18 protein-coding genes are annotated in these 21,198 nt (G+C 45.1%); 9 read left to right on the forward strand and 9 right to left on the reverse strand.

Annotation, left to right across the window (positions count from 1 at the left end):
* From VK541_RS13300 to VK541_RS13310, 3 genes are all read left to right on the forward strand, one after another.
* A partial coding sequence (locus tag VK541_RS13300; protein ID WP_324370818.1) for a hypothetical protein occupies nt 1–881 on the forward strand: 881 nt, incomplete at its 5' end.
* Between the two features lie 169 nt (nt 882–1,050).
* On the forward strand, nt 1,051–2,322 hold the full coding sequence (locus VK541_RS13305; RefSeq protein WP_324370819.1) for a 6-bladed beta-propeller: 1,272 nt from the start codon (nt 1,051–1,053) through the stop codon (nt 2,320–2,322).
* Between the two features lie 23 nt (nt 2,323–2,345).
* Complete coding sequence (locus tag VK541_RS13310) at nt 2,346–5,186, forward strand: TonB-dependent receptor (protein WP_324370820.1); 2,841 nt, start codon at nt 2,346–2,348, stop codon at nt 5,184–5,186.
* Between the two features lie 3 nt (nt 5,187–5,189).
* On the opposite strand, the gene VK541_RS13315 is transcribed toward VK541_RS13310, so the two are convergent.
* The 9 genes from VK541_RS13315 to hisG form a co-directional block, all read right to left on the reverse strand.
* Nucleotides 5,190–6,089 carry a WD40 repeat domain-containing protein gene (locus VK541_RS13315; protein ID WP_324370821.1) on the reverse strand — a complete coding sequence of 300 codons (900 nt, stop codon included), beginning with the start codon at nt 6,087–6,089 and terminating at the stop codon, nt 5,190–5,192.
* Nucleotides 6,090–6,138: 49 nt separating this feature from the next.
* On the reverse strand, nt 6,139–6,726 hold the full coding sequence (hisIE, locus tag VK541_RS13320) for a bifunctional phosphoribosyl-AMP cyclohydrolase/phosphoribosyl-ATP diphosphatase HisIE (protein WP_324370822.1): 588 nt from the start codon (nt 6,724–6,726) through the stop codon (nt 6,139–6,141).
* Complete coding sequence (hisF, locus tag VK541_RS13325; RefSeq protein ID WP_324370823.1) at nt 6,723–7,478, reverse strand: imidazole glycerol phosphate synthase subunit HisF; 756 nt, start codon at nt 7,476–7,478, stop codon at nt 6,723–6,725. Before hisF ends, hisIE begins: the two co-directional genes overlap by 4 nt.
* 27 nt (nt 7,479–7,505) lie before the next feature.
* A complete protein-coding gene (hisA, locus tag VK541_RS13330; protein WP_324370824.1) occupies nt 7,506–8,255 on the reverse strand; it encodes a 1-(5-phosphoribosyl)-5-[(5-phosphoribosylamino)methylideneamino]imidazole-4-carboxamide isomerase in 750 nt (249 codons plus the stop codon).
* A gap of 43 nt (nt 8,256–8,298) precedes the next feature.
* Nucleotides 8,299–8,886, reverse strand: coding sequence for an imidazole glycerol phosphate synthase subunit HisH (gene hisH / locus VK541_RS13335; RefSeq protein ID WP_324370825.1), 588 nt, complete (start codon nt 8,884–8,886; stop codon nt 8,299–8,301).
* Nucleotides 8,886–10,019: a bifunctional histidinol-phosphatase/imidazoleglycerol-phosphate dehydratase HisB gene (gene hisB, locus VK541_RS13340; protein WP_324370826.1), complete on the reverse strand. Its 1,134-nt coding sequence runs from the start codon at nt 10,017–10,019 to the stop codon at nt 8,886–8,888. Before hisB ends, hisH begins: the two co-directional genes overlap by 1 nt.
* Nucleotides 10,016–11,083, reverse strand: coding sequence for a histidinol-phosphate transaminase (gene hisC / locus VK541_RS13345; protein WP_324370827.1), 1,068 nt, complete (start codon nt 11,081–11,083; stop codon nt 10,016–10,018). Before hisC ends, hisB begins: the two co-directional genes overlap by 4 nt.
* Nucleotides 11,084–11,219: 136 nt before the next feature.
* Nucleotides 11,220–12,506 (reverse strand): histidinol dehydrogenase, encoded by a 1,287-nt coding sequence (hisD, locus tag VK541_RS13350; protein ID WP_324370828.1) that lies wholly within the window; start codon nt 12,504–12,506, stop codon nt 11,220–11,222.
* Nucleotides 12,507–12,562: 56 nt separating this feature from the next.
* On the reverse strand, nt 12,563–13,414 hold the full coding sequence (gene hisG, locus VK541_RS13355) for an ATP phosphoribosyltransferase (RefSeq protein ID WP_324370829.1): 852 nt from the start codon (nt 13,412–13,414) through the stop codon (nt 12,563–12,565).
* A gap of 587 nt (nt 13,415–14,001) precedes the next feature.
* Here hisG and VK541_RS13360 point away from each other — a divergent pair.
* The 6 genes from VK541_RS13360 to VK541_RS13385 are packed head-to-tail and all read left to right on the forward strand — an operon-like array spanning nt 14,002 to nt 21,198.
* Nucleotides 14,002–15,606, forward strand: a complete 1,605-nt coding sequence (locus VK541_RS13360) for a L,D-transpeptidase family protein (RefSeq protein WP_324370830.1) — start codon at nt 14,002–14,004, stop codon at nt 15,604–15,606.
* A 34-nt stretch (nt 15,607–15,640) separates the two neighbouring features.
* Entirely contained in the window at nt 15,641–17,686 is a 2,046-nt protein-coding gene (locus VK541_RS13365) for a BatA domain-containing protein (protein ID WP_324370831.1), read from the forward strand.
* Nucleotides 17,683–18,963, forward strand: coding sequence for a dihydroorotase (locus VK541_RS13370; protein WP_324370832.1), 1,281 nt, complete (start codon nt 17,683–17,685; stop codon nt 18,961–18,963). Before VK541_RS13365 ends, VK541_RS13370 begins: the two co-directional genes overlap by 4 nt.
* Complete coding sequence (locus VK541_RS13375) at nt 18,956–19,627, forward strand: hypothetical protein (protein ID WP_324370833.1); 672 nt, start codon at nt 18,956–18,958, stop codon at nt 19,625–19,627. Before VK541_RS13370 ends, VK541_RS13375 begins: the two co-directional genes overlap by 8 nt.
* A 22-nt stretch (nt 19,628–19,649) precedes the next feature.
* Nucleotides 19,650–20,195, forward strand: coding sequence for a DUF4199 domain-containing protein (locus VK541_RS13380; protein ID WP_324370834.1), 546 nt, complete (start codon nt 19,650–19,652; stop codon nt 20,193–20,195).
* Between the two features lie 46 nt (nt 20,196–20,241).
* Nucleotides 20,242–21,198 (forward strand): glycosyltransferase family 2 protein, encoded by a 957-nt coding sequence (locus VK541_RS13385; RefSeq protein ID WP_324370835.1) that lies wholly within the window; start codon nt 20,242–20,244, stop codon nt 21,196–21,198.

Genomic DNA, 21,198 nt, shown 5'->3' on the forward strand with positions numbered 1-21,198 from the left:
CCGGGGAAACGCTGTACGAAAAGCTGCAGATATTATTGCTCCGGCAGCAGGCCGGCTTAGCCGTCGACCTGAACTGGCTGATCAGCCAAAAGAAACAAACCATGTTCGGCAGCAGCTATTGGGGGGAGACCAACCGGAGATTTTGGGACAACAGCATTCAGAATACCCTTTTGGCTTATCAGATCCTAAGAGATAAAGGCGGATACAAAGCGGAACTGGACCGTATTACCAGGTACTTCCTCGAACAGCGAAAAGACGGGCAATGGCGCAATACTTATGAGTCTTCACTCATTCTGGAAACCATACTTCCGGAACTGATCACAGAAGGCAGGAAACCAGAGCCGCCAAATCTAGTACTCAACAAGACCGAAACGGTCAAAACTTTTCCATTTAGTAAGGTTATTGAGCCCGGCAAGCTCAGTGTAGACAAAAAAGGCAATGCCCCGGTCTATTTTACGGCCTACCAGCAATTCCAGAATTCCAATCCGGAGAAAGTCAGTAAAGACTTTACTGTTAAATCCAGCTTTATCCAGAACAATACTGAAGTTAAAAATCTTAAAGGCGGAACAACAGCTTATTTAAAAGTGGAGGTGGAGGCTCGTGCAGATGCGGACTATGTGATGATAGAGGTACCCATTCCGGCAGGCTGTTCTTATGAAAACAAGCCACAAAGCTACTGGGGCGTAGAGACGCACCGGGAGTACTTCAAACATAAGACCTCTATATTCTGCACCAAGCTGAAACAAGGAAAATATACATTCAGCATCCAGCTGATGCCAAGATACTCAGGAAGTTATAACCTCAATCCTGCTAAAGCAGAAATGATGTATTTTCCTGTATTTTATGGCAGGGAAGGAATGAAGAAAGTAGCCATTAATTAACAAAACAAACCTCTTCTGCTTTGTTGCCGAGTTATATTTTGAGTGAATTTGTATAGATGCAAAAATCCAATGAAGAAGGAAATTGATGTCATAGCGTTAGAGAAAATCCGCCAGCTCAGGGAAACTTCTTAACTAGAAATTTCCTATATTGTTAAGGAAATATATAATTATGCGCTCAAAGTTCATCTTTCGTTTAAGTTTGCCTGTTATTTTAATATTAGTACTTCCCCTTATTGGAAATGCCCAGAAAATACTCCCGACAGATACTTCTAAAACCATAGAACTGCGTATAGATCCGGCGGATGCCAATGGTGGCAACGCGTCAGATTTCTTTGAAAAAATTACTTACATTCCTCTGGAAAGCACCAAAGAAAGTACTTTTGGAAAAATAGACCAGCTGGAAGTGACTGATGATTATTACATTATTCTCGACGAAACCACCAACTGCATCCTCTTCTTTACAAAAACCGGAAAATTTCATGCAAAGATTGACGGCGGGAGTTATCATCTCGACTACTTTAAAAGGCTAAGAGATTTTAAGGTAAATAAATGGACAGCGCAGATCGTTGTTCAAACGTCGAAAATGAACAGCTACATCTATTATGATTTTAATGGTAAAAAACTAAGGGAAGTAGTCATAGAAAGAGATAAACATGTCTATCGGAATAATTATCGTTTCGTCAGCAAGGACGCAATCCTTGAGGTGTCAAACTTTAACGATGACCGTCCGGCAGACAGTACCAAAATCAATTATCTGATGGGGTATGCTGAAGATCTGATGCAGAAAAAATTAACCAGCGCGCTGCCTTATACCACTGTTGGCCTGAAAAGCAGCGGCGACATTCTCGGTGCCAGCGGCAACGGTCCGTTGTACAGCTCCCGAAGCGACACTTCTTTTTTATTCGCTAAGGACCATGACTACAGGATCTATCAGCTGTCGCCAAACCAGGTTAAGCTTAAGTATCAGTTCATCTTTCCGCTTCAACAAAACCTGCCACCAAATTTTATATACGATCCGGCTTTTATAGAAAAGCGCATAAAATACTTAGACGATCATAAAAAGGTGATCTTCGTACTGAGTAACTACCATGAGCTGGGCAACAACCTTTTCTTTAAAGCAAGTACAAGGGATGCTTCTAATAAGGATGAATATCTCATCTATAATACCGAATCCGGAACGCTCGTATCTTATGAACGTGTCTTGCCTGACGAAAATAATTCCTTTTTACCCTTATGGGACAGCATGGATTTTGCAAATAACGGATTCACAAGCGACGGCACTTTTTTGTATACTGATTTCCCATCGATCATTATGTTTCAGGCCCATGAGGCCAATAAAGACAGGAAAATCACTTATCCTAAGGCGCTGAACGACTATTTTACCCTGGGCACAAAAAAGGATAATCCGGTGATTATCCAGCTAAAACCACGACAAAATTGATAAACCCCTAACGATAACCGCTCTTGACCAGATATTATAGTTTACTTTTTTTAGTTGCCCTTCTATGCGGCCCGGTCTTCACCGGCACTGCCCAAAAGAAAGATTCCACCTATGTAGGTCTGGCAAATGGGCTGGTGAGAGATTCTGTGCATAACTACGTATTGCAATCGGCAACCGTTTCTATTTACCGCGCTTCCGACTCCCGCTTAGTCAGCTACCAGTTGTCCAACAATTTCGGAAAATTCAGTTTTGCGGAACTTCCCGTAGGTGTCCTGCTCAAAGCGGTGGTTAGCTACATCGGCTATCAATCCTACCGGCATGAATTCCTGATACCTGCTGATACCCGGAAAGTAGAATTTAAGCCCTTTCAGGTGTTGCGGGCGGACAATGAGCTACAGGAAGTCGCGATCGTGGCAAAACCGCCCATGCAAATGAATGGCGATACACTTGAAATCAATGCCGACGCCTTTACCCTGGATACCAATGCAGTTGCAGAAGACTTGCTCCGTGCCGTCAAAGGGATCACGATTTGGGGTGACGGAAAGATCACGGTAAATGGTAAGACGATAAGAAAACTAACCGTAAACGGAAAGGAGTTTTTTGGTTCAGATCCGAAGGTAGCACTTCAAAACCTGCCTAAAAATGCGATTGAAAAGGTACAGGTGTACAAGGAGGGAGCCAAAACTGACGATATAGAAGAACCTCCCATGAGTATGAATATTGTGCTGAAGAAGGGCAAGGATAAAGGGATGTTTGGAAAAATCGGAGCAGGGTACGGAACCAGGGAACACTATGCTGCCGACGGAATGTTGAGTGCTTTTAGCCCAAAAACACAGTTTAGCATGGTGGGCAGTGCCAATAACGTCAACAAAGCAGCCTATGACATTACGACCCTGATGAACTACAGCTCCTTCAAAGGCGAAGGCATTGACCACAATTATCAGCCTGATTTTAGCCGGCAAGGATTGAATACCTTCCATTCTGCCGGCTTTACATACAGCCATGACTTTCTGGGAATAACGACACCGCAATACAGCAGGGCTAAAACCTTCAGGACGGATTATCTGTTTAATGATACCGAACAGAAAGTACTGGAAAATCTGCTTACTGTCGTTTCTCTAAACGGCGACGAAAAATTGCTGCAGGATAAACGGGGCACTTCAAATAGTTCCGGATTGAGCCACCGCTCTACAGGAAATTTTGATTACAAAAGTGAGAAAAAAGACTTCATGGCTGATTTCACTTTACAAAACAACAGAAATGAAGGCCTCTCTACACAGGACCATCGGTCATTAAATTCAACTACCGGGGAAGAAAGCAGGAACAGGGCGTCACAGGCGTTCGATAACAAACAGACCAAAACATACTTAAAAGCAGCTTATGCAAGCCGCTGGTATTATAAAAAGAACAAACGCAAATCTGTTACTTTCAATATAGATTATGCATTTGACCGCGATAAGGGCGACAATATCAGCGAAAGGATCACGAACTTTACTTCGTTAACAGATCCTGATAAAAACCAGTATTTTAACAGGCAGTATGACCAGAAGTCTGAGAATACCACACATACAAGCAATTTTAGCACACCCAATCTCATCCGGATTTTTAAGCCTACCGGCATGAACAGGAGCAGAATTGAGCTTAAGAATACCTTGAATATGCGCCAGTCTAACATCATGGAGCATGTAGCAGACCTTGATACATTATCACGGCGCTACACTACTAACGATTTTCTAACCAACAAAAGCAGCTACCGAACGCTGGATGAAAGACCAGGATTAACATTTAGCCGCTCCTTTGAAAAGGCATTGGACAACCGCTACCGCAAGACATTAAGAATTAATTTAACCGGTGAAGGAAGGTTCTTCCGGCAGAAAAATAGTTCAGATAAAGCTTTCCAGAAAATAGACAGAACATACAGTGCATTTTTACCGTCTGCAAATATCAGCTATACCAACTCTCAGTCGGGCGAGTACGAAAGCTCCTACAGTCTAAAATACGTGACTTCCACTAGCTTTCCCGGCGTAGACCAACTGGCCCCACTGGTAGACAGTGCCAATGTCTTTTACCTTCATCTGGGCAATCCGAACCTGGAGTCAACTTATAAACATGAGCTTAACTTCGGCTTCCAACATTTTACAGTTGGTACAAATACATTCAGCCTGAATACTTATTTACGTCTGAGTACCCTGGGAAACTACATCGCAGACAGCAGCAATTATGATGCTTTGGGCAGGAACATCCACTACTTTGCCAATGCATCGGGCAACAGGAACCTGGAATTTAGCAATTACCTCAGTAAAGTCTTTAAAATGAAAGCGCATCAGGTACAATTGAGCCTGACAACGAACCTGTTCTACTACCGCAATCCCTTGTTCATTAACGGCGAGCCAATCCATGCACTAAATATCCAGGGCGGTCAGGGAGTACAAATTGGCTACAGTTTCAAAGACCTTTTTAAATTGACTGCCCATCCGGGGATTACCATATCGAGTTCCCGGCGTAAAAATACAGCAGATTTTAATACAAAAGCTCTGTTTACCACACTTGCAGCAGGTGTAAACCTGCCGGGAAAGATCTACATTACCAGCAATATCAATTACAGTAAGAATACCTCTTCCTATTCAAAACCGGTTAATTATGCCATTTGGAATGCCAACCTGGGCTGGCGCTTTATGAAGGGAAATAACGGGGAACTGAAGTTTTCTGCGCTTGACCTTCTACGCCAGAATACCAGTGTAGTCAACTATGCCAATAACAACAGCATCACCCGGGGTACAGTAAATGTATTACAACAGTACTTCATGGTAACGCTCGCATATTTCCCAAGAAAGTTTGGCAGCACAGAGGCCAAAAAGAAATAAAGCCTAGGGATCAAACCTCCATACCATGACCTGCCTGTCATCGCCCGTAGAGATCAAATACTTCCCGTCCGCACTCCAGATCAGTTTATTGATCGAATGAAAATGCCCTTCCGTATTCTTTTCCAGGCTCAGGATCTTGTAGAGCTTGAAGTCATCACTGCCCCAAAGCTTAATGCCCTTGTCCTGGCTGCAGGTCGCAAAGAAAGGCTGAGTAGGGTGGTAGGCAATCGCATACACACTAAACATATGGGCGGCGATATTATTGACCAGTTCATAATCAGGCAGGCCCCAGACCTTCAGTTGTGCATCACGTCCGCCGGAGATCAGAAAGCGCCCGTCTGGTGAATATTGTAAAGCGGTAACCGGCATTTTATGACCCCTTAATTCTCTGGTCAATCCATAATCTGAAGAATTGTAAATCCGTACCACGCTGTCTTTGCTGCCAAGCGCAACCTCGCCCTCGTCAACACTGATCGCTATCGTACGCACGGTATCGCTGATGACGGGAAAACTATAGAGCAGGGTATAATCATTTAAAGACCATACCGCCACCGTACCATCTTCACCAGTACTGATCAGTTCCTGCTTCGAAGAGATGGTTTTTACATCAAATACAGCTTTTTTATGGAAATTCAGGGTGGCCACTGCCTGAGCAGCCAAAGTATCAAATACCAGGATCAGTCCGCTTCTTTGGGCAATAAACAACAAGTCCCCAAAACGGTGCAGTGCATAAACTGAGCTTTGCACTGGTACCAAAACCTTAACAAAAGTCATGGTGTCCAGCGACCATTCTACTACACCCTTGTCATTGCCCGCACTATAAAACCCTTTGCCGTCAGCAGTATTGCTCAAAGCATAGATCGGGTTTTGATGACCGCTGAGCGTATGTAAGTGCTTTAGCATTTTTAAAATTAAGTGATTTTTTCGTATACTATTGTATATGAATTGGACATTATTTGTGCCTGCCTTCAAGGTTCAGTCCGATATCAGCAAGCGTTTTTCCTTTCTCTCTCAACAGAACCAGCAGGTGAAAGATCAGGTCAGAACTCTCATTGACAAAATCAACATCAGTCTCGGCCAATGCCGCGATCACAGTTTCCACACCTTCTTCACCAACCTTTTGAGCGATCTTGTTCAGCCCTTTTTCACGGAGCTTGTTCACATAAGAAGCCTCAGAAGGGTTTTCATAGCGGTCTTTAATGATCTGTTCCAATTCAAATATAAAGTTCTGGTTATAATTGGTCTTAAAGCAGCTGCGGGAACCTGTATGACAGGTAGGGCCAACAGGACTCACTTTGATCAGTAAAGTATCGTTATCGCAGTCGATATGCGTTTCCTTTACAAAAAGAAAATTGCCGCTTTCTTCGCCCTTTGTCCACAGACGGTTTTTGGTCCGCGAGAAGAAAGTAACTTTCCCTTCAGCCTGTGTTTTATCCCAGGCCTCCTGGTTCATATAACCCAGCATCAAAACCTCCAGGGTCTGTACATCCTGTATGATAACAGGCACTAAACCCTGTGTTTTTTCAAAATCTATATTCATAACCTTACCGGTATGTTGTGTTTCTTTAATTCGTTTTTTAATACAGGGATCGGGATCTCACCAAAGTGGAACACCGAAGCTGCCAATGCCGCATCTACACCCGTCTGCAAAAAGACTTCTGTAAAATGCTCCATCTTGCCCGCGCCGCCCGAAGCGATCACAGGAATATTGACAGACTTTGCAATCTTATCCAAAAGCAAGCAGTCAAAGCCATTTTTTGTACCATCATGGTCCATAGAAGTCAGCAGGATCTCACCCGCGCCCAGGCTTTCCGCACGCAGGATCCAGTCTTCTGTTTCCAGTTCCGTAATCAAACGGCCGCCGTTCAGGTGTACCATATTACGGCCCTCAACCAGTTTAGTGTCGACCGCCACTACGACGAACTGCACACCAAAGGCCTTAGCCAGTTCCTCGATTAAAGCAGGATTTCGTACCGCTGCCGAATTGATGCTGATCTTGTCCGCACCTGAATTGAGCAGTGCTTCCGCATCCGCAACAGAAGTAATGCCGCCGCCAATGGTAAAAGGAATATTGAGCTGACGGGCAACAGATTTTACCATTTCTATCGTTGTTCCCCTTCTTTCATGGGTGGCAGTGATGTCCAGGAATACCAGTTCATCAGCACCCTGCTGCGCATATTGCCAGGCCAGTTCTACCGGGTCACCCGCATCCTTCAGGTCTACAAAATTTACACCCTTTACCGTTCTGCCATCTTTTACATCCAGACAGGGGATAATGCGCTTGCTCAACATGAGGTCTTCATTCTATTCAGCATCCCCCTACAGCGATGTCATTTGTCTCAGGTTCCATTGCTTGATCTCATCAATACTGATCTTATTCTCATAGATGGCCTTTCCGACTACTACCGAACGGATGTCCAGCTCGGCAAGTTCTTCAATATCAGCCATAGCGCTCACTCCGCCCGAGGCGATCAGCTTGATAAAAGGAGAATGGTCGAGCAGCTTACGGTACAGGTCAACAGCCGCACCGCCCAGTTTACCATCTTTATTGATATCCGTACACAGGAACCTGAAAAAGCCCAGCTGCAAACATTTATCAACATAATCCATCAGTTTTATTGGTGAGCTTTCCATCCAGCCGCTGTATTTGATCACCTCGTCCAGCACATCAATTGCGATCACGATCCTGTTGGCATAATCGTATTTTTTACCCACCTCAGTGCTCAGTTCTTTCAGAAAATCAGGATTGGTAATCGCCTGTGTTCCTACGATCACACGGTGAATGCCCGCATCCAGCAGATCAGTTACCTGTTTAATGGTCCTGATCCCGCCGCCATACTGCACCCGCATGTCTGTTTTCTTTATGATATTAAAGAGTTCCTTTTGATTGCTAAAATCGCCCTTTGCTCCATTTAAATCGATAATATGTATAAATTCTGTACCATTAGATTTATAAGTATCTATCATATCGGCGATAGAAACATCATAAACCGTTTTCTGGTCATAGTCACCCTCCCTCAGGCGGACAACTTTACCATCTAATATGTCAATTGCAGGAATTATGTACATGTTGTATTTTAAGTTTAAAACCATCAGTCATTGAGCTGCTGATCTATAAATTTGAAAAATTCTTTAATAAACGCTCTCCGGCGATGCCCGATTTCTCAGGGTGGAACTGCACGCCATAGAAATTATCCTTTTGTACCCCCGCAGAGAATGGCATGCCATAGTCCGCAGTTGCGATGTCAAAAGTAGGGTTATATTCAATAAAGTACGAATGCACAAAGTAAAATTGTGTTAGATTTTCAACACCTTCAAACAATAAATTGTTTTTATGAGCGATATTATTCCATCCCATGTGCGGAATTTTAATCCCCTGATCCTTGTCAAACAGCCTGGTACGCACCGGAACAATGTTCATCATATCCGCATCACCCTCTTCAGAATGTGCCGTCAGCAGCTGCATACCCACACAAATCCCAAGCACAGGTTTTTTTAATGCCTTTATCGGGTCAACCAGTCCGGTCTGTTCCAGCTTCTTCATGGCTGCACCAGCATGGCCCACACCCGGAATGATGATGTGCGTATATTTATCCAGGTCAGTTTCTTCATTGACCATCCCATACGGCAGCTTTAGCCTGTCCAGCGCTGAGGTCAGCGAAAAGATGTTGCCCGCTCCGTAGTTTACAATTCCAATCATTACAACACCCCTTTAGTACTCGGAAGGACCAGCTTCTCTGCATCTCTTTTGATCGCCATTTTGATCGCCTTTGCAAAAGCCTTAAAGATCGCCTCGATCTTATGGTGCTCATTGTCGCCCTCCGCTTTAATGTTTAGGTTGCATTTGGCCGCATCGCTAAACGATTTAAAGAAATGGTAGAACATCTCCGTAGGTACATCACCTACCTTTTCACGTTTAAACTCCGCATCCCAGACAATCCATGCCCGGCCGCCAAAATCAATGGCCGCCTGTGCCAGGCAATCGTCCATCGGCAGACAAAAGCCATATCTCTCCAACCCAAGTTTATTGCCGATCGCTTTGGCAAAAGCCTCGCCCAAAGCAATGCCCGTGTCCTCAATCGTATGGTGCTCATCAATGTGCAGGTCACCGTCGGTTTTGATGTGCAGGTCGATACTACCGTGACGGGCAATCTGATCCAGCATATGGTCAAAGAAGTTCAAACCGGTATGGATCTCGGCTTTGCCGGTTCCGTCCAGGTCAATATCAATACTGATCTTCGTTTCGTTGGTATTGCGCTCATGATGAACCGTACGTGTACCAGCCTTCAGCATGGTGTAGATGTCCACCCAGTCAGAAGTCTGCAGGGCAATATATTCACTCAGTTCCTCAACCTTGCCTAAATTCTCAGCAGCACCCAGACCATCATTGTTGCGCAGCCAGATGGCCTTAGCACCCAGATTTTTGGCCAGTACCACATCATTCAGCCGGTCACCGATCACAAAAGAGTTTGCAAGATCATAGCCTTCATTCAGGAAATGCTGCAGCAAGCCCGTATTTGGCTTGCGTGTAATTGCATTTTCATGCGCAAAGGTCTTGTCAATGATCACTTCGCTAAATATCACGCCCTCACCGGCAAAAGTATCCATGATGAAATTGTGCACCGGCCAGAAGTTTTCTTCCGGATGGGAGTCTGTGCCCAGGCCATCCTGATTGGTCACCATCACCAGTGTGTAGTCCAGTTCGGCGGCGATGCGCGACAAATAATACAACGCCTTTGGATAAAACTCCAGCTTCGCAAAAGAATCGATCTGCTCGTCTTCAGGTTCCTTGATCAGTGTACCGTCACGATCTATAAAAAGTACTTTCTTCATGATTTAATATTTTTTAATGCCGCCAGTAAAACCTCATTTTCCTTACCAGTACCAATCGTGATCCTCAGGCAGCCTTCGCACAAAGTCACTTTAGACCTGTCCCTGATGATGATCCCCTGGTCTACCAGCGCATCATAAGTTGCCTTCGCATCAATTACCTCGGCCAATACAAAGTTAGCATCTGAAGGGTAAACTTTCTTCACGATCTCCAGTTCAGCAAGATCTTTGCTCAGCTGCTCACGGTCTGCGACTGTAATTTTGATCCATTCATTCACCTGCTCAATGTTTTGCAAGGCCCGTAAAGCGATGTCCTGAGTAGCCTGGTTGATGTTGTATGGCGGTTTCACCTTATTGAAAACATCGATCACCGGCTGGGCCGCAAAAGCCATACCCAGACGCAAAGCCGCAAGCCCCCAGGCCTTAGAGAACGTCTGCAATACCACTAAATTTGGATACTCAGTCAGTTCCTGGATAAAAGTCTTCTGTTTCGCATAATTGATGTAAGCCTCATCAATTACCACCAGACCATTAAAATTGGCCAGGATGGTCTCGATATCCGTGCGGATGATCGAATTTCCAGTCGGGTTGTTGGGGGAGCAGATGAAGATCAGCTTGGTATTTTCATCGATCGCTTCCGCAATGCCTTCCAGGTCGAGCTGGAAATTTGGGAGCAGGTTCACTTTACGTGTTTCCACATTGTTGATGCCTGCAGATACCTCATACATCCCATAAGTAGGTGGCAGGATGATCACATTGTCACGGCCCGGCTCACAAAAAGCACGGTAAAGCAAGTCTATTGCCTCATCACTGCCGTTTCCCAGAAAAGTGTTCTCAATAGGGACTCCTTTGATCTTACTGATCGCATCTTTCAGATCCAGTTGTAACGGATCAGGGTAGCGGTTGTAGTTTTGCTGCACGGCATCATCCCCATTAAAAAGCGGGGAACCATAACTGTTCTCATTGGCATCCAGAAACACACTGGCCTGCCCTTTATATTCATCCCTTGCCGTAGAATACGGCTTCAGATTTTTGATATTTTCTCTTTGTAATTTATTGATATCCATGTTGTAATAACGATTATTTCTGCGTCATTGCGAGGGAACCGAGGCAATCCCACCCATATCATGAGATTGCTTCGTTCCCGATGTATCGGGACTAGCTGTGCCTCCTCGCAATGACGGGTTAAGGAGGTGTTATTATTTAATCTTTCAATCGTATACTGATCGCATTCCTGTGTGCCCTCAGACCCTCAGCCTCGGCCAGCACCTCAACAGTGCTGCCAATGTTGTGCAGGCCCTGCGGGCTGATGTGCTGAAAAGTGATTTTTTTCACAAAAGAATCCAGAGATACACCGGAATAGGCCTTTGCAAAACCGCTGGTCGGCAAAGTATGGTTCGTTCCCGAAACATAATCGCCCGCACTCTCCGGAGTCAAATTCCCCAAAAACACCGAACCCGCATTGCTGATCAAAGGGATCAGCTGTTCAAAACGATCCGTAGCCAGGATCAAATGTTCGGGCGCATACACATTGCTAAATTCCATTCCCTGCTGCAGGCAGTCTACCAGCACCGCATACGAATTGTCTATCGCTTTGGCGGTTACCTCTTTTCTTGGTAATTCCGCCAATTGAACCTCAACCTCATTAAGTACCTGGGTGATGATCTCTCTTGAAGTAGCGACCAAAATCGACTGAGAATCAGCGCCATGCTCTGCCTGAGCAAGCAGGTCTGAAGCCACGTATGACGGATTGGCAGTCTCATCCGCAAGGACCAAAACCTCTGATGGACCGGCCGGCATGTCAATAGCAGTACCCGCCAAAGACTGCACCATTTGCTTAGCCTGGGTCACATACCGGTTGCCCGGACCAAAGATCTTAAACACCTTGGGCACCGTTTCCGTACCATAAGCCATGGCCGCAACTGCCTGGGCCCCGCCGATCAGGTAAACCCTTTCTATCCCAAGCTTTAACGCCACATAAGCCACATAGCAATTGGTCTTGCCATCCTTTTGAGGAGGTGAGCACACCACAATCTCTTTGCAGCCGGCCAGTTGTGCCGGAATACCCAGCATCAGAAAAGTACTGGGCAACACTGCTGAACCACCGGGAATATAAAGCCCTACACGTTCAATTGGCCTGCTCTCACGCCAGCAGATCACACCCTGCATGGTTTCGATCTTACTTTCTTTCACAGCCTGCGCCGCATGAAAAGTACGGATGTTCTCATAAGCAATGTCAATCGCTTTGCGCGCATCATCCGGTATGGACGCCGCTATGGCAGCGATCTCCTTTTTATCAATGTACAGCCGTTGCAGTTCCACCTGGTCAAAAGCAAGGGCATAGTCAAACAAGGCTGCGTCACCATTGGTCTTCACCGTCTCAACAATGCTTTTTACCCGGTCCAGAATGGCCGTGTCGTCTTCCAGCTGCCGCAAACAAAGATCTTCAATCTCCTGTTTAGATAAATCTGTATAACTGTAGATTTTCAATGTCTTATCTTTTTGTGTTAACTATTAGTTAATGATGAATTTAATGAAATTATGAATTAAGCAATGATCTTTTCGATCGGCATGACCACAATTCCTTCAGCACCGGCAGCTTTTAAACTGTTGATCTTTTCCCAGAAATCATACTCCGCGATCACCGAGTGAACAGCCACCCAGTCGGCATCAAACAAAGGTACTACAGTCGGGCTTTTTACTCCTGGCAGCAGGTCAACTATTTTCTGCAGGTTACTTTTCGCCACATTCAATACCACATATTTGGTTTCTTTTGCACGCAATACTGAGCGGATCCTTTGCAGCAGTTCCTGAACTTCCGGCAGCAGGTCAGAGCCTTCCTTGCCGATCAGCACAGCTTCAGATTTCATCACTTCCGAAAAAGGCTTCAATCCGTTACTCTTTAAAGTACCCCCTGTAGAAACGATGTCGCAGATCGCATCGCTCAGGCCCAGACCCGGACCAATTTCTACCGAACCGGAGATCGTCCTGACCTCGGCGTTTACTTTGTTGTCGTCCAGATATTTTTGAAGGATGACAGGGTAGGAAGTAGCGATGGCTTTTCCGCCCAGCTGGGAAATATCAGTGATCTGGCTTTCATTAGGTATGGCGATTTTCAGTGTGCATTTGCCAAAACCAAGTTTTTGGAGATAGGTCACTTCGGCACCCGCCTCAACGATTACATTTTCCCCCACTATACCCAGGTCGGCAATACCATCCTGTACATACTCAGGAATGTCATCATCCCGAAGGAAAAGAATTTCCAAAGGGAAGTTAGTAACTGTTGATATTAGTGAGCTTTTGTAGTTTTCAAAAGATAAACCACAGTTTTTTAGGATCTCTACTGATTTTTCGTTTAATCTACCCGATTTCTGGATAGCTATTTTGAGTGTTTTCAATTTTGCTGTTTATGATATTATTGATGAACAAGAAATAAAAAGGTCGGAAACAAGTTTTGAAGTACAAAACATTACATATACATCGCCAGTTGGCGATGGTGCAAATGTAAGTGATGGTTCAAAATATTGTTCATTTTTTTATTTTAAGTTCCTTATCAACAATGACTAGCATCTCTTGAGGAGATGCAAATATATAAAATGAAACATTAAATTAAAAATATACTGTATTTTAGTTGCTGGACATCTCCCGGCCTGACCATTTTATTTCTTTTTTACCGGATCATTCTTTCTCCTTCCTGTGTTTTACCCGGGTAGTATATGTGTTGACACTGAGTACGCTCTGAGTACGGAATGAGTACGCAATGAGTGCACCTTTTTACTGAAAAAAGGTGCACTAACCGTGGACTCAGGGTGCACTCACTGTGCACTCAGTGCGAACGCAGGTACCACTCTGATACTACAGATACAATACCCGGGTCAGACGAAGAAAAGAAGTGGATGAAAAAGCCAGCAGGATAACTGGCACTTAATTTGATTTCAGTAAATATAAAAAAATAACATCTAAATTTGCCTCAAATCTGTCTGCCTTGAAAAAATCATTACTGCTTGTTTTTCTGTTTGCGATCCTGCTCAGCTCTTGTAAGTGGTTTAAAGATACCCCCGAGATTGGATTGGTCCTTTCCAAACATTTCAAGAATAAACTCTACAAAGATTTTGACACTGCGGTCTACAATGTACTTTTTAAAAAACATCTGGATTCAGTCGGGAGTAAATTTTCAAATCCTAAGGTCACGAAGGCCTTTTATGGAGCAAATAATTTTGAGCCGGTACTGGTAACACGCTTTTTTGCAGATGGTCAGCTGGATTCACTTTTAAGTTACATCAGCCGGAGCCCTGAGCATGGGTTTAATCCCAAATCTTTCCGCTACCGGCAGATCGAAGAATTGCTGCAAACCCTCAGGGAAAACAAATTTAAAAACATCGCCGAGGTTTACCCTGTGGTGGCCGATCTGGAACTGAATGCCGCAGAAGGACTGATCAAATACAACAATTATGTCAATTATGGTGTGGTCAACCCGCGTAAAGTATTCAGCAGGTATTACATTGCGGTAGCCCGGCCTGATAGCACTGCCATCAGTAAAGTTTTGGCGACTGAGGATATTGCCGGGCTGCTGAGCGATATACAACCTAAGGAGGAAGCTTATCAGATCTTTAAACAGCAGCTGGCGAAGTTCAAGATAAAAATAGGTGATGAGCGGGCAATGGGTGATACCATCCAAATGAGCCCGGTTGCAAAAACCCTGCTGGTCAATATGGAGCGGCTGCGCTGGAAAATGCCCGATATGGGCAAGGAATATGTGGAGGTCAATATACCTGATTTCTCCCTGACCTGGTTCAATGATAAAGACACAGTGACCCATATGAAGGTTTGTGTGGGCGGACCCCGGGATGACGATTATGCGGAGCAGGTCAAGTTGTTTATGGAGACCGGCAAGCTGGACGATAAGCCAAAGAACCATGAAACGCCGATCATGCTGAGCAAGTTCAATTCGATACAGGTCAACCCGATATGGAACATTCCGGTCAGCATAGCACGCAGCGAGATCTATTACCAGGCCCTGAGGGATCCTTATTATTTGTCCAACAGCAATATCAATGTATATTACAAAGGCAGACTGGTAGGTGATCCGGATACGATCCAATGGAATAAATATCCGAGGGAAAAGCTTCCTTTTCAGTTCAAACAGGGTTCCGGGGGTGGTAATGCTTTGGGTAAGTTCAAATTTGTGTTTGAAAACGGATCGAGCATTTATCTGCACGATACCAATAATAAGAGTGCGTTCCGGTTGGCCAACAGGGCCATCAGTCATGGCTGCGTGCGGGTCGAGGATCCGCTGAACTTTGCCCGGAACCTGGTGAAGGACAAATATCAGTATGATGACCTGCGGATGGAGGTGAGCCTGCCGCCTACAGATACTACCCGGATGGCTGCCTACAAAAAGAAACTGGCCAAAAAAGCAGATACCCTTAATGTGTTTAAGCTGAAGCCGAAGTGGTTTGGGGTAAAGAAAGATGTCGATATCCTGATCAACTACCGCACCGCATGGACACAAAACGGGAAGCTGCAGTTCAGACCTGATGTATATCGCCTGGACGCTGCGCTTTGGGATGCGATCAAAAAGTTTAGGTAGATAATTCAGCTAAAAGTTCTACCTTTGGTTTTTAATGAATTTCCTATACCCAGGTTTTCTTTTTGCGCTGCTGGCAATAGCCATTCCTATTGTAATTCATCTATTCAATTTCAGGAGATTTAAGAAGGTCTATTTCAGTAATGTACAGTTTCTGAAGGAGGCCAAAGAACAAAATTCGTCCCGCGAAAAACTTAAGAATTTACTGGTTTTGCTGAGCCGGATCCTGGCTGTTATATTCCTGGTACTGGCTTTTGCCCGGCCTTTTATTTCTTCTGATTCCGGCGAGAGTCCGGCTTTGAGAAATGCGGTGAGCATGTATATCGACAATTCTTATAGTATGGAAACGGTAAACAAGGAAGGCAGTTTGCTGGACGAGGCCAAACGCAAGGCTAAGGAAATAGCTGCCGCTTATGGTTTAAATGACCGGTTTCAGCTGATCACCAACGATTTTGAAGGCCGTCACCAAAGGCTGGTCAGCAAGGAAGAATTTGTGCAGCTGCTCGATGAAATAAAGATCTCGGGGGCGAGCCGCAGCCTGCGGCAGGTCATCAACAGGATGCAGTCTGATGCCAATGCAGGCAGGAACCAGATCAGCTACCTGCTGTCAGATTTTCAAAAAAGCTTTGCCGGTCTTTCAAGGATAGACGGCGGCAAGGCCATCAGTTATAATTTCGTCAAGCTCAATGCCAACAGCCTGCCCAATATTTCGGTGGACAGCGTATGGAGCTTATCGCCGGTACACAAACCCGGACAAACCGAACGGATGGTCGTGCAGCTAAAAAATTATGGTGAGGAGGATGCTAAAAGTATACCCTTAAAACTTACGGTGAACCTCCAGCAAAAGGCGATTAGTAACGTTGCTGTCGGCGCGGGTAAAACGGTGACGGATACCCTGTCATTCAGCGGGCTAAAGCCGGGCTGGCAAAAGGCTGGCATTTCCATCAAAGATTTCCCGCTGACTTTTGATGATGAACTGAACTTTACCTTCAACGTCAGTGATGAGCTAAGGGTGCTGAACATCAGCGGAAATCCTTCGGATAAATTTATTGCTGCGCTTTTTGGCGCTGACAGCTATTTTAAACTGGTGGAAATGCCCGAATCAAATATTAAATATTCCACATTCCCGACCTACAGTCTGATTGTTTTAAGCGGGCTCAGGGAGCCGTCATCGGGCCTGGCGCAGGAACTGAAAAGCTATGTTCAAAATAGCGGTTCCGTAGTGATCTTCCCGGATCTGGATGTCAATGCCGCGGTTTATAATCCTTTCCTGGCGGGCTTGTCGCTGCCAGTTATACAACAGCTCCAAACGGGCGTGCCTGTAGCCAGTACTATAGACCTGAAGAACGAGATGTTTAAAGATGTGTTTGATCAGGTGCCAAAAAACATGGACCTCCCTGTGGTGTCCAGGTATTTCAGCTATGCGGACCAGAGCCGGACCAGCAGGGAAAGCATCCTTCAATTGCCGTTAAACCGTTCACTGTTTGCCAAATATACAGTTGGCGCCGGAAAAATATATTTATCTGCCAGTTCACTGAGCCTTAAAGATGGCAATTTGCCGAGGCACCCGGTATTTGTGCCGCTGATGTATAAAGTCGCTTTTGCCGGTGCAAGGGAACAGCCGCTTTTTTATACCATTGGTCAGGACAACCTGATCGGAACTGAAAAGATCAGTTTGCTGGCAAACCAGTCGCTAAAACTGGTATCGGCGGACTTTGAGGTGATCCCTGAGGTCAGACAAACACCTGGCAGGACACTGCTTTATGTCGCCGACCAGATCAAAAAATCCGGGTTCTATGAACTGACGAAAGCCGATTCTACATTGGCCGTTGTCGCTTTTAATGACAACAGGAGCGAATCAGATATGCATTATGCAACAGAAGGGGAGCTGGAAAATTTGTTTGGCAAACAAAAAATATCGGTATTCAATTCAAAAAAAGATGCCATGTCACTGAATATAGCCGCGAAAAATAACAATACGGAGTTATGGAAACTTTGTATAATTTTAAGTGTTGTTTTTTTAGCGATTGAAATACTACTGATCAGATTTTTTAATAAAACAAAACACATACAAGCAACATGAACCTTCTCCTCACGGGCATAACAATTGCCGATCCAAACAGCCAGTTCAATCAAAAGAAATGCGATGTTCGTGTAGAACAGGGAAAAATCACTGCGGTCTCTGTGGCAACTCCCGGGGGTGGCAGATTAGAGTCAAAAGGTGGTGAAGAAGTTTTTGACGGAACCGGATCGGTGTTGTCTCCGGGCTTTTTTGATCTGAACTGCTCGGCAGGGGACCCGGGTTTTGAGACCAGGGAAGACATCAGAACGGTGATGGCGGCAGCGGGTGCCGGAGGTTTTACGGGCCTGGCGGTGTTGCCAGATACAAAGCCTGTCATCCATTCCAAAGCTGAGGTGGAGTATGTGATCAATAAAGCAAAGGGCGGGCTGGTAGATGTCTATCCGGTAGGTGCGCTGAGCCGCGACCTGGAAGGCAAAGAGCTGGCAGAGCTGTTTGACATGAAGCGAGCTGGTGCGGTGGCTTTTTCAGAAGCTGGCAGGGCTATTGCCGATGATGGATTTATGAGCCGGGCATTGCAGTATGCGCAGGGCTTTGGAGGCCTGCTGATGGTTTACCCGGAGAATAATTCGATAGCCGGTAAATCGCAGGTCAATGAAAGCAGTACCAGTGTGCTTTTGGGCATGAAGGGCATTCCGGCTCTTGCCGAAGAAATGCACATCAGCAGGGATATATTTTTGGCGGCTTATCATGATGCTCCTGTACACGTCAGCACGGTTTCCACTGCCGGATCGGTAGCACTGATCAGGAAAGCAAAGAAAGACGGCATAAAGATCAGCTGCGATGTCGCGGCACATCACCTGGTCTTTACAGAAGAGCTGCTCAATGATTTTGATAGTAATTATAAGGTGAAACCCCCGTTGCGTGCGAAATCTGATGTGAAGGCACTACTTGCCGGCTTAAAAGACGGAACTGTAGATGCGGTGGTTTCGCAGCACCGTCCCCATGAAATAGAGTTTAAAGATGTGGAATTTGAAATCGCTGCTTATGGCATCATTGCTTTGCAGACGGTATTGCCGCTGCTGATCAGGGCAGGTTTGGATGCCGGGCAGATTGCGGAGAAGCTTTCGCTGAACCCGCGCAGATTGCTGGGTTTGGCAGTGCCTGTGATCGGAGAGGGTGCTGATGCGAACTTTACGGTATACAACCCTGCTGCTGAATGGGTGTTCAGTGCGGAAAATAACTACTCCAAATCGGCGAATTCACCATTACTAAATAAAACACTGACTGGCAAAGTACAGCTGGTTTATAACAATAAACAATTACAATCTTATGGATAATCATGTAAAAGTCGCGCTGATCGCATCACTGGATAACTTTGCCAAAATAAGTGGTAATGACTCCATTAAACTGGAAGAGGCCCTGGTTGAGGTATTCAGCAAGGACCTGGGTTTTATGGAAAAGGTAGAAGAATTTGACGAAGTGTTTGATGAGCATCCTATGTTTGACGAACTAAGGGAAGTTTTCTTTGACCTGCTGATGATCAATTTCTTCGCCAATGACATTAAGAAGCTGGAAGAAGACTACCTGGAGTCGGACGAATGGGCGGATATTGAAGAAGCGACGATAGACCGGGGTACGGAACTGCTCAATTTGCTGCTGTACATCAATGAATGCCATGATGAACGGATCAAGCCTGAACTTGGAGATTTCCTGAAAGAGTTTTTGCTGGTGGAAGAGGATGAGTTTCAGGACGAATTTCATATTTATGAGGACCTGATCAGCAATCAGCAACTGGTCGAAAGCAGTGTAGAAGACATTTGCAGCCATGCGGGGATGATCGAACTTGGAGAAGAAATGGAGGAATTATTTGTTCCTTTTATGGTGTTTTTCCACCAGCCTAAGCCAGATGATAAAATTATAATGGACCTGGAAGAATTCAGCAACAATAAAGAGTTTGATGTTGCGGTTTACACCTTAATTGCTAATTTTAACATTAATTAATGTTCATATAAAAAAAGTAGTTATGGAAGAAAATGCTTTAGTACAGGAATACAAGCCCAATATGCTGGCCTTTAAAAGTGCCGTTGCGTATGCTGTTTATTTTTTAATACTCATTTACGTTTTTAAGTTTTTGGGCATCGACCAGAATGATCCGGCGAGCACGGTTACTGAAAAAATCATCTCATCGGCATTGTCGTACATTCCTTTTATCCTGGCGGTGATTTATGTTCAAACCACTTATAAAACGGTTTTAGGGGGCTACATTTCCTTTGGTAAGGCATTTTCAGCGGGATTTAAGACAGCTGCGTATTCGGGACTCTTCATTGGTATTATACTGATCCTCTACTATATGGTACTGGACAGGGAGGCGTATCAAAAAGTAATAGATACGGCTTTGCAGGCTGCGGGTGATGATGAGCAAAAAAGAAAGGGTGTGGAAATGATGAGGTCATATATGATCTATTTCATTGCATTTGGCGGGGCGATCATGTATACTGTGCTTGGACTGATCGTTAGTTTGATAGGTGCTGCGGTGGTCAAGAAGGAAAAACCTTTGTATGAGGACTAATTTTATTTATCTAAGTTTGCACATTGACAAAAGCTGCTAAGTGCACATGGATATTTCTGTTGTAATTCCTTTATATAATGAAGATGAATCGTTGCCGGAACTGACGGCCTGGATCGCCAAGGTGATGCAGGAGCATAAGTTTACTTATGAGGTGGTTTTTGTGGACGATGGCAGTACGGATAATTCCTGGGCGGTGATAGAAGACCTCAAAACCCAGTACCCGGCGGTGAGGGCCATAAAATTCAGAAGAAACTATGGTAAGTCTGCCGGACTGAACGTAGCTTTTGAGGCAGCTCAGGGTGATGTGGTGATCACTATGGATGCGGACCTGCAGGACAGCCCCGATGAGATTCCTGAGTTGTACAGAAGGATAAAGGAAGAGAAATTTGACCTGATCTCGGGATGGAAGAAAAAGCGGTACGATCCGCTGAGTAAGACCATTCCGACTAAAATATACAATGCGGCAACCCGCCGGATGTCAGGCATTCATAATCTGCATGATTTTAACTGCGGACTGAAGGCTTACCGTAAGGAAGTGGTGAAAAATATTGAAGTATATGGCGAGATGCACCGCTATATCCCGGTGATCGCCAAATGGGCGGGATTCACCAAAATCGGTGAACAGGTGGTGGAGCACCGTTCCCGCAAATATGGGGTGACCAAATTTGGAATGAGCCGGTTTATCAATGGCCTGCTCGATCTGTTGTCCATCTTTTTTGTGGGCAAGTTTGGTAAGCGCCCGATGCACTTTTTCGGTACAATGGGCGTGCTGAGCTTTCTGATCGGGACTTTTATGGCGATTTGGCTGATCGGAGTGAAGTTATATCACATTTCAAACGGCATTCCGCTGAAGCGGGATGTGACAGACCAGCCTTTGTTTTATATTGCTTTGGTAGCGATTATCCTGGGTTCCCAATTGTTTTTAACGGGTTTTGTTGCAGAGCTGGTATCCAGAAGTGCGCCTGAGCGCAACCATTACCTGGTAGAAAAGGAGATCAGTTAA

Origin of the sequence: Pedobacter sp., assembly GCF_035317785.1 — a bacterium.
Classification (GTDB): domain Bacteria; phylum Bacteroidota; class Bacteroidia; order Sphingobacteriales; family Sphingobacteriaceae; genus Pedobacter.

Bases quoted from the DNA above. Each gene is read 5' to 3' on its own strand.
- hisC (WP_324370827.1), bottom strand. From the start codon at position 11,083: ATGGATATCAATAAATTACAAAGAGAAAATATCAAAAATCTGAAGCCG.
- VK541_RS13365 (WP_324370831.1), top strand. From the start codon at position 15,641: ATGAATTTCCTATACCCAGGTTTTCTTTTTGCGCTGCTGGCAATAGCC.
- hisA (WP_324370824.1), bottom strand. From the start codon at position 8,255: ATGTACATAATTCCTGCAATTGACATATTAGATGGTAAAGTTGTCCGC.
- VK541_RS13375 (WP_324370833.1), top strand. From the start codon at position 18,956: ATGGATAATCATGTAAAAGTCGCGCTGATCGCATCACTGGATAACTTT.
- VK541_RS13315 (WP_324370821.1), bottom strand. From the start codon at position 6,089: ATGCTAAAGCACTTACATACGCTCAGCGGTCATCAAAACCCGATCTAT.
- VK541_RS13305 (WP_324370819.1), top strand. From the start codon at position 1,051: ATGCGCTCAAAGTTCATCTTTCGTTTAAGTTTGCCTGTTATTTTAATA.
- hisF (WP_324370823.1), bottom strand. From the start codon at position 7,478: ATGTTGAGCAAGCGCATTATCCCCTGTCTGGATGTAAAAGATGGCAGA.
- hisB (WP_324370826.1), bottom strand. From the start codon at position 10,019: ATGAAGAAAGTACTTTTTATAGATCGTGACGGTACACTGATCAAGGAA.
- VK541_RS13385 (WP_324370835.1), top strand. From the start codon at position 20,242: ATGGATATTTCTGTTGTAATTCCTTTATATAATGAAGATGAATCGTTG.
- VK541_RS13380 (WP_324370834.1), top strand. From the start codon at position 19,650: ATGGAAGAAAATGCTTTAGTACAGGAATACAAGCCCAATATGCTGGCC.
- VK541_RS13370 (WP_324370832.1), top strand. From the start codon at position 17,683: ATGAACCTTCTCCTCACGGGCATAACAATTGCCGATCCAAACAGCCAG.
- hisIE (WP_324370822.1), bottom strand. From the start codon at position 6,726: ATGAATATAGATTTTGAAAAAACACAGGGTTTAGTGCCTGTTATCATA.
- hisH (WP_324370825.1), bottom strand. From the start codon at position 8,886: ATGATTGGAATTGTAAACTACGGAGCGGGCAACATCTTTTCGCTGACC.